This is a genomic window from Enterobacter asburiae (assembly GCF_007035645.1).
GTDB lineage: Bacteria > Pseudomonadota > Gammaproteobacteria > Enterobacterales > Enterobacteriaceae > Enterobacter > Enterobacter asburiae_B.
This window is the reverse complement of record NZ_AP019632.1, coordinates 1609752-1623292: the sequence shown is the minus strand read 5'-3', so window position 1 is coordinate 1623292 and position 13541 is coordinate 1609752. Positions and strand designations below refer to the sequence as shown.

Below are 13541 nucleotides of genomic sequence, written 5' to 3'. Positions count from 1 at the left end.
CAACGATGATTAAGCTTGTTGGCATGATGGATTCACCTTATGTACGGCGCGTGGCGATTTCCCTTGAACTTTATGGCGTTGAGTTTGAAAGTCAGCCGCTGTCGGTATTCAGCACCTTCGACGCGTTCTCCCGAATCAACCCCGCGGTAAAAGCGCCCACGCTGATTCTGGATAACGGAATACGTTTGATGGATTCGTCGCTGATACTGAATTATTTCGAGGCTCAGGCCACACCCGAGCGGAGACTTCTGCCCGTCGCGCCGGATGCGCTGGCAAACGATATTCAGACGCTGGGTTTTATCCTCGCCGCCGCAGAGAAAGCCGTGCAAAATGTGTATGAGCACAACCAGCGCCCGGTGGAAAAGCAGCACGCTTTATGGGTCGATCGCATTACCACCCAGCTGCTGGCGGCCTGCAGGGAATGGAATGCCTTGCTGGAGACGCGTCCGGCCTCCGCCGTTCCCGATCAGGTTGCCGTCACGAGCACGGTTGTCTGGACGTTTATTCAGTCGATGATCCCGCACGTCGTTAACGCAGCGGATTTTAGAGAGATTCAGGCGGTTACCGAATCATTCGAATCACAGGCGGTCTTTAAAAAATATCCGTTCAGCTAAGCGATGAGCCCGGTCAGCGCAGCGCTACCGGGCAAATCAGCACCTAAATCTGATAATCAATCGCCACTTCTTCCGGCTCCATCACCTGGCGTTTAATCTCATCCACCGACAGCCCGGCGTTACAGAGTTCGATAAAGCGCCACACGTAGTTGCGCTGCAGCTGCCCGCGCTTCAGGCCAAGCCATACGGTGTTTGCGTCGAACAGATGACGCGTATCAAGACGCACCAGGTTCCCGTCCTCGCGTTCTCCGCTGGACTGTTCCGCCACCAGACCAATGCCCAGACCCAGCTCGACGTAGGTTTTGATCACGTCAGAATCCTGCGCGCTCAGCACCACGTCCGGCGTTAGCCCTTTGCGGTTGAAGGCCTCGTCTATGCGCGAGCGTCCGGTGATCCCCTGGCGGTAAGTAATCAGCGGCCATTTCGCAACGTCTTCCAGCGTCAGAGGGGAAACCTGATTCAGCGGATGATCGACCGGGAGTAACAGGCTGTGGTACCAGCGGAACCAGGGAAAGGCCACCAGCAGCGGGTCGTTGCTCAGGCGTTCGCTGGCAATGCCGATATCCGCCCCACCGTTTTGCAGCAGCACTTCAATTTCCTGCGGCGTGCCCTGGATGAGCTCCAGACGGACGTCGGGGAAAAGTTCGCGGAACGCTTTAATCACCGGCGGCAGGCTGTAGCGCGCCTGGGTGTGGGTGGTGGCGATGGTGAGTACGCCCGAGGCGTCATTGGTAAAGAGATCCGCCAGACGACGCACGTTGCTTGCCTCGTTGAGGATCCGCTCAGCGATGGTGAGCAAAGCCTTACCCGGCTCCGTCATGCCGAGCAGCCGCTTGCCGCGACGGATAAAGATCTCTATGCCCAGCTCCTCTTCCAGCTCGCGGATGTGGCGGCTGACGCCGGACTGAGAGGTATAAAGCATATTGGCGACCTCGGTCAGGTTGTAGTCCCGCCTGGCCGCCTCACGGATAATTTTAAGTTGCTGGAAATTCACGATTCACTCCGGCGCATCTGACATAGCTCTATTGTTAGAGTCAGCCGCGCTGCAGAACAAATAATAAAAACCAGCATCTTATGCTTTTATGGAATATCAGCTCACGAGCTGGAGTTCACGGTTCTCAAGCGACGGCTTGCTGACCAGCGACATCAAAATCTCTTTTACCGCCTGCGCCTGCGGCGACAGCGAACCGCGTGCAGACATGTTCAGCGACAGCGGCAGGCTCATCGAAGGCGTGGTGATCCGCGCCATCCAGCCGTTCGCCGCGCTGCACAGCGAGCGTGCTGCGGATTCCGGCAGAACCGTCACCCCCATTCCGCTGGCAATGGCCGCGGTGAGCGTGGAGATTGAGTCAATTTCGCCGATGATTTTGGCCGTCAGGCGGCGCAGGGAGAACGCTTCGTCCACGCGCACGCGCACGGCGCTGTAGTCGCGCGGCAGATAAAGGTTCATCTCTGCCACGGCGGTAAGGTCTACGCTCTGGCCCGGACAGTCGCGGGTGCCCACGAGATAGAGATCTTCTTTCAGCAGCGGCTGGCTGGTGATGCCGGCGACCGGGGAGCGATCGTAAAGGACCGCCATATCCAGCTGGCCGTTGAGCAGTTTGTCATTCAGCACGGAACCGCTGTTTTCGTGCAGGTACACCAGCACTTCAGGCAGCTCGGCGCGAACGGCCTGCAGCAGCGGCATGGTAATAGAGGACGCGGCCGTTCCCGGCGCAAGGCCGATAGAAACGTGCCCGCTCAGGGTCTGGCCCACGTTATTTACCGCCAGCTGCGCCTGTTCACACTGGCGAAGGATGGTGCGCGCATGGGTATACAGGATCTTGCCTGCTTCCGTTGGCGTGACGCCGCGTTTGGTGCGGATCAACAGCTGCTGATCCATCTCGCCTTCCAGAGTAGCCACCTGCTGGCTCAGCGCGGGCTGCGCGATATGCAGCACTTCTGCCGCTTGAGTCAGGCTGCCGATATCGACGATTTTTACGAAGTATTTCAGTCGTCTTAAGTTCATTTTGCCCCCTGTTCGAAATGCTGTGCCGGAACCGGCTGTCGTTGTTGAACAGGTTTTGCAATATGAATGCCACTTTTACCAGGCGGTCCAAATTGTTCGCTAAGCGCCTGAAAATAAGGAAACCTAATCATGGAGGGGGGTTTTATTACCGAAACAGCAGTTTATGATCTGCCCCATTAGGGGTATACCCGCACCATGACGGTGCATTCCGCTGCCAAAAACATCACTTTGCCGATTTTGTCAGCAAACGATCAAAAGGCGTTGATCCACCCTTTGACAAGGCGAACGCAGGTCGATAATATGCGCCCCGTTCACACGATTCCTCTGTAGTTCAGTCGGTAGAACGGCGGACTGTTAATCCGTATGTCACTGGTTCGAGTCCAGTCAGAGGAGCCAAATTTGAAAAGCCTGCTTTTAAAGCAGGCTTTTTGCTTTTCTGCGCAAGGTAAATGCAAAACGGCAACCGGGTTGCCGTTTTTAGTGTGTGCACCCTCTCCCGCGGGAGAGGGCTGGGGTGAAGGCACCAGCCCGCGCTATCCCTTCACATGCCAATCTTAACCGGCATTCCCGACCGCCGTTCCAGTTCAGCGCCCGCGCCCTCGTTTATCAGCTGCGTCCGCTGCGCGGCTGAAATAGGCAGCGGCACTTTCCGGGTTGACTCAAACTCCGCGCGGTTACGCGATAATGGCTCGTGAACTTCCACCCAGCGGCTGCCGTCCGGCTCCGTGGTCATTTTTACGGGCCGATCGATAAGCTGCACGCGGGTTCCCACGGGAACGTTATCGAAAAGATACTTGATGTCGTTATTACGCAGACGAATACAGCCCTGACTCACCCGCAGCCCGATGCCGAAATTCGAGTTTGTGCCGTGAATGGCATACAGCCTGCCGATATAAATCGCATACAGCCCCATCGGGTTATCCGGCCCGGCGGGCACGAATGCCGGCAGCGTTTTCCCTTCTGCCGCATAGGCACGGCGCGTGTTCGGCGTTGGAGACCAGGTTGGCCCCTCCTGCTTACGCTCAACGGCCGTCACCCAGTTACGCGGGGTTTCGCGCCCGGCCTGACCGATGCCGATGGGCAGCACTTCAACGGTGTTACCGCCTGGCGGGTAGTAGTAGAGACGCATCTCCGCCGCATTGACGATAATGCCCTCGCGGACGGTGTCAGGCAAAATCAGCTGCTGAGGTATCACCAGCCGGGTGCCGGATTTGGGCAAAAAAGGATCCACGCCCGGGTTTGCTTCCAGCAGGTTGCTCAGCCCCTGCCCGTGCTGCGCGGCAAAGGCTTCCAGAGGCAGCGTATTACCTTCGGGTACGGTGATGATAATCGGGGTACCCACCAGACGACTGCCTTCCGGCGGGAGTTTATAGGTTACGGCAAACGCACCGGGTACAGCGGCACACAGCGTAAGGACGAACCAGGTAAGTCGAATCATAGTTTTCTGCGCTCAAAAAAGAGAAAGCCCGGACTCAGGCAGGCTTTCTCAGTTTACGCTATCACGCCTCGGTTTTGCGCCACCTGCGCGTCAGCACTTTCTCCGCCTCGACAATAAGGAACATCACAAAACCAATCAGGAAGGTGATGACCCAGTAGCGGAACGGCAGCGCTTCGGTGCCAAACAGCATCTGCATGAACGGTGCGTAAATGATAAGAAGCTGTAGCGCCAGCAGTACGCCGCTCACGATCCAAATCCCTTTGTTCGCCAGCAGGCCTTTGCTCAGCGAGAAGCCGTCATTCACGCGACAGTTGAGCATGTAGAACCACTGCGCAGTGACCAGGGTTTGCAGCAGCACGGTGCGGATAAATTCTGCCGAGTAGCCGCGCGGCTGTAGCCAGGCTTCCAGCACGAAGGCGCTGATGGCAATCATCAGACCGACAAACACCACGCGCCAGATGGCATAGCCGTCCATCACATGGAGATTCGCCTTGCGCGGTGGCCGGTTCATGATGTCCTTCTCACCCGCTTCAAACGCCAGGCCAAACGACAGCGTTGCCGACGTCGCCATGTTCATCCACAGGATCAGGACCGGCGTCAGCGGGATCAGGTTCCCCGCCAGCAGCGCGATGATGATCAGCAGAGCCTGCGCGATGTTGCTGGGGATAACGAACAGAATGGTCTTTTTCAGGTTGTCGTAAACCCGGCGTCCCTCGTGCACCGCGCTGGCAATGGTGGCAAAGTTGTCATCCGTTAACACCATGTCGGCGGCTTCCTTGGTCACTTCCGTCCCCTTAATCCCCATGGCGATACCCACATCCGCCCGCTTGAGCGCGGGGGCATCATTTACGCCATCCCCGGTCATGCCCACGACTTCCTGTTTACTTTGCAGAGCCTGCACAAGGCGGAATTTATCCTCCGGGCTGGTTCGGGCGAAAATATCGTACTGCTGTGCGGCGTCGCTCAGCTGACGATCGTCCATCGCCTCCAGCTCACGTCCGGTGATAGCGCTTGCGGCGTTACCAATCCCCAACATTTGCCCAATGCTCATGGCCGTTTGCGGGTGGTCGCCGGTGATCATTTTCACGCGGATCCCGGCCTGCAGACAGTCGGCAATGGCGGTAATGGCCTCAGGACGCGGCGGATCCATCATTCCCGCGATACCCAGCAGGATCACGCCGTCATGCAGGTCCGGGTGATCCAGCTCGCGTTGTCCCTCGCGGGCAGGTTTCCAGGCCGCGGCCACCATGCGCAGACCTTCCCGGGCATACTCTTCAATCTTCCCTTCCCAGTAAGGCTGATCGAACGGCTGCAGTCCGTCATTCGTCTGCTGGTACTGGCAGAGGCGGAACAGGACGTCCGGCGCGCCGGTGATTAAAATCACCTCTTCATCGCCCAGCCGGTACAGGGTGGACATGTATTTATACTGCGAATCAAACGGGATTTTACTGCGCATTTCGGTATCGACCGGTGGGAGCGGGATTTTCGCCGCCAGCACCTTCAGCGCGCCCTCGGTTGGCCCCCCGGTGATTTTCCACAGCCCCTGCTCGTCTTTGATCAGCTGGCTGTCATTACAGAGGTCAATGGTGCGCAGGTAGCGTTCCAGCAGGGAACCCTGCGTCACGCTGACGGGCGTCGGGTCATCTACGGGGTGAATATTCCCCACCGGTTCGTAGCTGTCGCCCTCTACGCGATAGGTCGTGTCAGCGGTAATCACCGCTTTGACCGTCATTTCATTCATCGTCAGGGTGCCGGTTTTATCCGAGCAGATGACCGTCATCGCCCCCAGCGTTTCCACCGTAGGCAGCTTGCGAATGATGGCCTTGCGACGCGCCATGGCCTGTACGCCAAGCGAAAGGATGATGGAAATGATGGCCGGCAGGCCTTCCGGCACGGCGGCAACGGCGAGGCTAATAAGCGACAGCACCAGTTCAGAAACCGGCATATCCCGGAACAGGAGGCTAAAGACAAACAGCGCCACCATCATCACCAGGATAGTGATGAAGATGGTCTTACCGAGCTTATCCATCTGCACCATCAGCGGCGTGCGGTGTTTTTCAATGTCGGACATCATCTGATTGATGTGGCCCAGTTCGGTCTCGCCCCCGGTTGCCACCACCACGCCTTTACCGCCGCCGGAGCTAACGGTAGTGCCTGAGTAGAGCAGATTATACCGGTCACCTAAGGGCAGTTCCCCGCTTAACGCATCGCTGTTTTTCTCAACAACGGTGGATTCGCCGGTCAGGATGGCCTCCTCCACGCGAAGGTTATGCGCTTCAATCACGCGCAGGTCCGCAGGGATACGATCCCCGGCGCGGATCACCACGATATCTCCCGGAACCAGCGCCGTGGTGGGGATCGTTTCATGATTCCCCTGTCGTACAACCACGGCTTCGCTGGAGAGCATATTGCGAATGCTCTGCAGCGATTTTTCAGCATTGCTCTCCTGGATATGGCCAATCAGCGCGTTAATGATGGCAACCCCAAGGATCACGAACATGTCTACCCAGTGGCCCATGAAGAGCTTAAGCAACGCGGCCACCAGCAGAACATAAATCAATACGTCGTTAAAATGCGCCAGAAAGCGCAGCCAGGCGGGTTTGCCCTTTTTTTGCGGTAACGCATTCTCACCGTGCTGCTGAAGCCGGGCTGATGCCTCTGTGCCGCTAAGGCCTTCCAGGGTGGAGTGGATATTCGACAGGGTTTCGTCAACGGTTTGTTGATAATACGGACGTTCAGGTTTTCCTGTTTTCATCGTTCCTTCCTCAGGTTCTATTCAGAAATCACCTTGCTTCTCTGTAATTAACGAATAACGAAAACAGGAACATGAGCGTAACGAACAATACTTGCCGCCTCCGATCCTAACAAATGGGTTTGAATATTTGGATTTCGCGAGCCGACAATAATCGCGCCGACGGTAAGTTCATCCGCCAGCTTAATAACCTCATCACGAACATTCCCGCTACGGACGTGGAGATGAACACGCTCTTCTGGCAGATTTACTTTTTTGACCAGGTCAGACAGCTTTTCTTTCGAATTATTAATCATATATTCATCCATTTTGCGCGCATCTGAAATAAAACCACGCGTCAGTTCGGCTGAAAATTTGGGCATGACGTGCAGCAAATGAATGTCACCCGATGCGCTTTGCGCCAGAAACTGTGCATGCTGCAACGCTTTATCCGCAAGGCTTGTCTCGTAGACATCCACCGGAACGAGAATGTTTTTATACATATCGAGCATCCTTTTTATAACCAACACGAGAGTGAATGAAGCAAAAAAACGCATTAAATGCAGGGGGTTGCCCTTAATGCCAGTTACGGTAAAAAAAGATGATTAACATTAAACGTAGCACAGGAATATCAGGTTTAGCGCTTCCCCACTGATAATGGTTATTTAACATTTATCTTTTCGCCGACTATGCTCATAGTCAGCTACCGCTTCCGGCTCATGGAGGAATGTATGTATGGTTTAAGCCTGATCCGTCTGGGTATGTTTATTGCGCTTGCCATTATCGCCAGCACGGCGATTGGTTTATTTACCTATATGGTCGTCACTGTTCTGGCAGAATAGTGTCACCCCTGTCCAGGTTATGGAATAAATAAAACAGTTATTTATTAGGGGAATACAGTGAACCGCTACCTCTCTCTTTTACCGTTCGTTTTGTTAACGCTCACGGCGTGCGACCCGAAACCGAAGCAAGACTCCCCCCTTCCCAGGATGGTAAAAGTGGCGGAGGTGACGGTTCCCGGTCACGCCCAGCAGCGCGTTTTCCCCGCCCGCATTGAATCGGGCGATGCCACAGACCTTTCCTTCAAGCGCGCAGGTCAAATTGAAGCGCTCGATGTGCGTCAGGGCGCAGCCATCAAGCAGGGGCAACAGCTTGCCAGACTGAACGCCCGTGAAGCCCAGCAGCGGGTTAACGACAGACAAACGGCGGCGACGCTGGCCCAGAGGCAGTTCGTTCGCTTCCAGACGCTGGCGGGCCGGCAGGCGATTTCGAAAGCGGAAATGGACGTGCAGCGTGCGAACCGCGATTCGGCGAATGCGGCGCTGCAGATTGCCCGGGAAGAGCTGAATCAGATGACGCTTTTCGCCCCCTTCAGCGGGACGGTGGCCAGCGTACATGTCCGAAATCATCAGGTGGTGTCCCCCGGTCAGCCCATTGCCACGTTAACCCGCACCGACCTGCTTGACGTGGTGTTCAGTATCCCCGAAAACCTGTTTAAGACCTTTGATATCCGCAACGCGCAGTATCGCCCCGTGGTGCGAATTAACGCCATTCCGGATCGTGAATTTACCGCCGTCTACAAAGAGCATTCGGGCAGCAGCGACAGCAATACCCTGACCTGGCAGGTGATACTCACCATGCCGCGGCCAGATGATTTTCCCGCCGTCGGTGGCGTAAGCGGTACGGTGACCATCAATTTAACCAACCTCCCGGCGGGCGCGGGCGCTCAGGCGCTGGTCGTACCGGTTGAGGCAGTCTTTAACCCGGACAACAGCCCGCGCAATGAGCCGCACGTCTGGGTCGTAACGGGCGAAGGCGACGCGCTCCATCTTGAAGACCGCAAGGTCAGCGTGGGGCAAGTGAGTACTGAAGGCGTGGTGATCACCAGCGGGCTTAAGGCGGGCGAACGCGTGGTGGCTGCGGGCGTTGGGGAGCTCCATGCTAACCAGCCGGTGCGTATCTGGACGCGTGAACGGGGACTGTAATGGATATCTCTCGTCAATTTATCAATAACCCTGTTCGCGTCTGGCTAACGATCCTGCTGCTGGGCATCGGGGGGATTTTTGCCCTGTTGAATATCGGCAGGCTGGAAGATCCCGCCTTTACCATCAAAACCGCAGTGGTGGTCACCCACTACCCCGGCGCATCCGCTCAGCAGGTGGAAGAAGAGGTGACGCTTCCGCTGGAGAATGCCCTTCAGCAGCTGCCTTATCTGGATAACGTCAGCTCTATCTCGTCAAACGGTCTGTCGCAAATCACCGTTAACATCGCGTCACGCTATCACTCGAACGAGCTGCCGCAGATTTGGGATGAACTGCGCCGCCGCGTGGGCGATGCCTCGCGTCAGTTCCCGCCCGGCGTCGTCACGCCCTTTGTAAATGACGATTTCGGCGACGTGTTCGGCTTCTTCTTCGCCATTTCCGGAGATGAATTCAGTAACCCTGAACTGGTGAGATACGCGGAGCAGCTTCGCCGCGAGTTAATTCTGGTCCCCGGGGTTGCGAAGGTCGCCATCGGTGGGGCGATTAGCCAGCAGGTCAACATTGATATCTCCCTGAGCAAAATGGCCGCGCGCGGCATTACGCTGAACCAGCTTTCCGCCCTGCTCAGCAGACTTAACGTTGTTTCCAGCGCAGGAGAAATCACCTCCGGCACCGAATCCATTCGCCTGCACCCGACCGGCGAGTTCGGGAATCTTGATGAACTGGCGGATCTCATCATCACGCCTTCCGGCACCGGGGCGGCGACGCGTCTGCGGGATATCGCCACGCTGTCGCGCGGGCTGAACGAATCGCCAGCGAGTATCTACCATGCCAACGGCAAAAAAGCCGTCACCATGGGCGTCTCGTTTATTCCCGGGGTGAACGTGATCGACGTGGGCCACGCGCTGGAGGCGAAGCTAAACCAGATGTCGGCGGAAAAACCGGCCGGCATACGGATAGACCTGTTTTACGATCAGGCAGCCGAAGTGGGCCACTCTGTTAACGGTTTTATTATTAACTTCCTGATGGCGCTGGCGATTGTCATCGGCGTGCTGCTGATCTTTATGGGCGTACGCAGCGGGATCATCATTGCGGTTTCTCTCGCCCTTAACGTGCTGGGCACGCTGCTGATTATGTATCTGTGTGGCATTGAGCTACAGCGCATCTCGCTTGGGGCGCTGATTATCGCCCTCAGCATGCTGGTGGATAACGCCATCGTGATTGTCGAAGGGGTATTGATTGCCCGACAGCAGGGCTCCCCGCTGCTAACCGCCATAAACTACATCATCCGCCGCTCCGCCCTGCCGCTGCTGGGGGCGACGGTGATTGCCATCCTGGCGTTTGCCCCTATCGGGCTGTCGCAGGATTCCACCGGGGAATACTGTAAATCCCTGTTCCAGGTGCTGCTGATTTCCCTGATGCTGAGCTGGTTTTCGGCGCTCACCCTCACCCCGGTGCTGATTAAGTGGTGGTTGTTTAAAAACGACAGCGCGCCGGACAACGCTGACGAGTCAGATCCTTATGACAAACGTCTCTACCGCCTCTACCAGCGCCTGCTTAACACGCTGCTGAGCCATAAGGCACCGACGCTCATTGTGATGGCTGCGCTGCTGGCAGCGTCTGTCTGGGGCTTCGGCGCCGTACGGCAAAACTTTTTCCCGTCGTCTAATACGCCCATTTTCTTTGTCGACCTGTGGTTACCCTACGGTACCGATATCAAGTGGACTGAGAAAATGACCAGCGATATCGAAAAAACCATTAACGGCCAGCCTGGCGTGGAGACCACCGTCTCAACCATTGGTCAGGGAAGTATGCGCTTTATTCTGACCTACAGCGGACAGCGCCAGTACAGCAACTATGCGCAGATCATGGTGCGCATGGACGACCAGCGCAACATCTCCGCCCTGACGCGCCACGTGGACGAGTACATCGCGCGAAACTATCCGCAGGTCAACGCCAGCACCAAACGCGTGATGTTTGGCCCCTCCGGCGACAGCGCCATTGAGGTGCGCATTAAAGGCCCCGACCCTGACCGGCTGCGCCTGATTGCCAGCCAGGTGGACGACATCCTCACGCGCGACCCGGCCACGGGCAGCGTCAGGAACGACTGGCAAAACCGCAGCAAGGTGATCCGCCCACATTACGTTGCCGCCCTGGGCCGCGAGCTTGGCGTAGATAAGCAGGACGTCGACAACGCGCTGGAGATGAACTTCTCCGGCAGCCGGGCGGGGCTGTATCGGGAAGGCAGTGACCTGCTTCCGGTCGTGGTGCGCCCGCCTGAGAGCGAACGGCTGGACGCCAGTCACCTGAACAACGTGCTGGTCTGGAGCCAGACGCGGCAGCAGTATATCCCGCTGAGTAACGTCGTCAGCCGCTTCTCGCTGGAGTGGGAAGATCCGCTCATCCTTCGACGCGACCGCTCGCGGGTGCTGACGGTGCAGACCGATCCCGATCCGCTGAGCCAGCAAACCTCCGGGGACATTCTCGCCCGGGTGAAGCCGCAAGTAGATGCCCTTCCCCTGCCACACGGCTACAGCATCGAGTGGGGGGGCGACGCGGAAAACTCCAGCGAAGCGCAGCAGGGGCTATTCACTACGCTACCTCTCGGGTATCTGGTGATGTTTGTCATTACGGTGCTGATGTTCAGTTCGGTGAAAAATGCGGTCGCCATCTGGCTGACCGTACCGCTGGCGCTGATTGGCGTCACGCCGGGATTTTTACTTACCGGCATTCCCTTTGGCTTTATGGCGCTGATTGGTCTGCTGAGCCTGAGCGGAATGCTCATCCGCAACGGCATCGTGCTGGTGGAAGAGATCGAGCAGCAGAAAACGCAGCAGGATCAGCACAGCGCGATCGTTTATGCCGCGACCTCGCGTCTGCGCCCCATCCTGCTCACCGCGTTTACGACCGTACTTGGCCTGGCTCCGCTGCTGCTGGATGTGTTCTTCCAGAGCATGGCCGTTGTGATTATGTTTGGACTGGGGTTTGCTACAATCCTGACGCTGCTGGTACTCCCCGTTATCTATGCGTGTTTCCATCGTAAGGACGAAGCCAAACAACAATGAATGCGACAGGGCTGAACATTATCAAGACGCTGGGCTGCATGACGGCGGTCACCTTCTTTACCATCTACAACACCTGGGATCATTATGATTATGACTATCACTGGATCCTGGGGTTTTTAACCTTTATTTCGACGATTGCCACGCCGCTGTTTTTTGTCGTTGCGGGCTATCTCGACGGACAATCACGGCACGGCACCCGCTGGCAGCTGGGTAAAATTAAAAGTCTGGTGATTGTTTTTCTGTTCTGGATTACGATCTACTACCTGTGGGAGCCCTATCAGCGCGGGTATTTAATCCAGCCCTGGTTCGTGTTTGCGTTTGTGGTGATTTACACCTTCCACCCGGCGGTGGAGTGGCTCAGCCAGCGGCGAAGGCTGTTCTGCGGCGCGATTGCCGCCCTGCTGCTCTTTTCCTACGGATACGATCTGCTGTCAGCGCTCTATCCTGGAACGCACGCCCTTTCTCTTTCACCGCAGTATCGGCTGTGGACGTGGCTGCTGTTTTATCTGACGGGGCAACTCTTTTGCGACCCGAAAATTGCCGAGTGGATTAGCCGCAAAAATGTCGTCAGGGCGGCGGTTGTCGCCATCCCGTTTATCTACCTCTTCACCTGGTTTTACGAGCGCCACTTTTTCTTCGCGCTGTTCAAGGCGGACAGAAACGCCTTTATTCTCACCGGCTCGCAGATTTACATTTTGATCATCGCGCTGGTGATTGCGGCGAACGGCGTGCGCTTTCGCCGCAATGCTGTATTTAAGGAGTCCATTCTGGCCGCCATCAGCAAAACGATGACCGGCGTGTATATTGTGCACTACTCGGTGTTTCATCTGCTGACGGCGCTGATGCCGGTGACCTCTCTCGGTATGAAGCTGGCGCTGATTGTGCTCACCTTCGTCACCTCAGTTCTGTTCTCCATGCTGGTATTGTCTAACGCCGTGGCAAAAAAGGTGATCACCCTTTAGAAGCCTAAGCGCAGCCAGGCAAAGAGCACGTTGCCGTTGTTATAGGTTCCGGGAATATAGGTGAACTGGACGGTAACGCGCTTATACCCGGCGGAAAACAGCGGGAAGATAAACGGTAGCGGGACATAGTTTGCAAAATCATCTCGCGCCGTGATGCCCGCCGCGGCACCGAGCCCAAGACGGAAATCTTTGGCATCATCCAGATACCAGCCCTTCTCCCAGCCATAGCCCATCGCGGGCTGCCATTCGTTATGCGAGTCCTTGAACATCATCGCGAACAGCGCGCTCCAGTTGCCCTCTTCGTTATAGCGGGAAACGCCCAGCCCGCCGCCCCACGGCATTTCATTGTAATTGTCGGTTTTTTCTTTGTCGTACATAAAGCGAGCGTGCCAGCTCAGAAACGGTAGGTACAGGTCGTAACGTTGGGGCTCTTCCCAGGTTTGCGAAATATCATCCGTCAGCGCATTCCACCAGCCGCTGATACGCTGTTCACCATAGACTTTGGGCTCCGCATGAAGCGGTGCGACGAATAAAAACAGGACCATCCAGAATGCCGAAAAGGTGCGTTGCATCGTTATTCCCTCAGCTTAACTTACGCAGCGGTCACTATTACTGTAAACCATTCAGCCTTTAACGGAGCCAGAAGACACAATTATCTCGATGCAGGCGGGGATGAAATTTATTTATTCAGCACCATCCGGAAAGATAAAAACGTTTTCTCAGGCGTTCTGTCGCGGTAGT

10 protein-coding genes and 1 tRNA gene are annotated in these 13541 nt (G+C 56.4%); 5 read left to right on the top strand and 6 right to left on the bottom strand.

Annotated features, from left to right (window positions below; genetic code table 11):
* Positions 1-5: 5 nt before the first annotated feature.
* On the top strand, positions 6-614 hold the full coding sequence (locus FOY96_RS07665) for a glutathione S-transferase family protein (protein WP_143346794.1): 609 nt from the start codon (positions 6-8) through the stop codon (positions 612-614).
* Positions 615-657: 43 nt separating this feature from the next.
* Here FOY96_RS07665 and cbl read toward each other — a convergent pair whose 3' ends face one another.
* Both cbl and nac read right to left on the bottom strand, forming a co-directional pair.
* Positions 658-1608 (bottom strand): HTH-type transcriptional regulator Cbl, encoded by a 951-nt coding sequence (cbl, locus tag FOY96_RS07660; protein WP_023336219.1) that lies wholly within the window; start codon positions 1606-1608, stop codon positions 658-660.
* A 96-nt stretch (positions 1609-1704) separates the two neighbouring features.
* A complete protein-coding gene (gene nac / locus FOY96_RS07655) occupies positions 1705-2622 on the bottom strand; it encodes a nitrogen assimilation transcriptional regulator NAC (RefSeq protein ID WP_008499475.1) in 918 nt (305 codons plus the stop codon).
* 320 nt (positions 2623-2942) lie between these two features.
* On the opposite strand from nac, the gene FOY96_RS07650 reads away from it, so the two are divergent.
* Positions 2943-3018, top strand: a tRNA-Asn gene (locus FOY96_RS07650).
* Positions 3019-3163: 145 nt separating this feature from the next.
* Here FOY96_RS07650 and ldtA read toward each other — a convergent pair.
* The 3 genes from ldtA to FOY96_RS07635 form a co-directional block, all read right to left on the bottom strand.
* Positions 3164-4060 (bottom strand): L,D-transpeptidase, encoded by an 897-nt coding sequence (gene ldtA / locus FOY96_RS07645; protein WP_143346793.1) that lies wholly within the window; start codon positions 4058-4060, stop codon positions 3164-3166.
* Positions 4061-4121: 61 nt separating this feature from the next.
* Positions 4122-6815, bottom strand: a complete 2694-nt coding sequence (locus FOY96_RS07640) for a cation-transporting P-type ATPase (RefSeq protein ID WP_143346792.1) — start codon at positions 6813-6815, stop codon at positions 4122-4124.
* 47 nt (positions 6816-6862) lie between these two features.
* Complete coding sequence (locus FOY96_RS07635) at positions 6863-7294, bottom strand: universal stress protein (protein WP_023312348.1); 432 nt, start codon at positions 7292-7294, stop codon at positions 6863-6865.
* A gap of 396 nt (positions 7295-7690) precedes the next feature.
* Between FOY96_RS07635 and FOY96_RS07630 the strand changes: the two genes are divergently transcribed.
* The 3 genes from FOY96_RS07630 to FOY96_RS07620 are packed head-to-tail and all read left to right on the top strand — an operon-like array spanning position 7691 to position 12800.
* Positions 7691-8776, top strand: coding sequence for an efflux RND transporter periplasmic adaptor subunit (locus tag FOY96_RS07630; protein WP_172620507.1), 1086 nt, complete (start codon positions 7691-7693; stop codon positions 8774-8776).
* Entirely contained in the window at positions 8776-11838 is a 3063-nt protein-coding gene (locus tag FOY96_RS07625) for an efflux RND transporter permease subunit (protein WP_143346791.1), read from the top strand. Before FOY96_RS07630 ends, FOY96_RS07625 begins: the two co-directional genes overlap by 1 nt.
* Positions 11835-12800: an acyltransferase gene (locus FOY96_RS07620; protein ID WP_143346790.1), complete on the top strand. Its 966-nt coding sequence runs from the start codon at positions 11835-11837 to the stop codon at positions 12798-12800. Before FOY96_RS07625 ends, FOY96_RS07620 begins: the two co-directional genes overlap by 4 nt.
* Here the strand turns inward: FOY96_RS07620 and pagP are convergent.
* Positions 12797-13372, bottom strand: coding sequence for a lipid IV(A) palmitoyltransferase PagP (gene pagP, locus FOY96_RS07615; protein WP_143346789.1), 576 nt, complete (start codon positions 13370-13372; stop codon positions 12797-12799). The two genes, FOY96_RS07620 and pagP, sit on opposite strands and share 4 nt — an antisense overlap.
* Positions 13373-13541 lie beyond the last annotated feature (169 nt).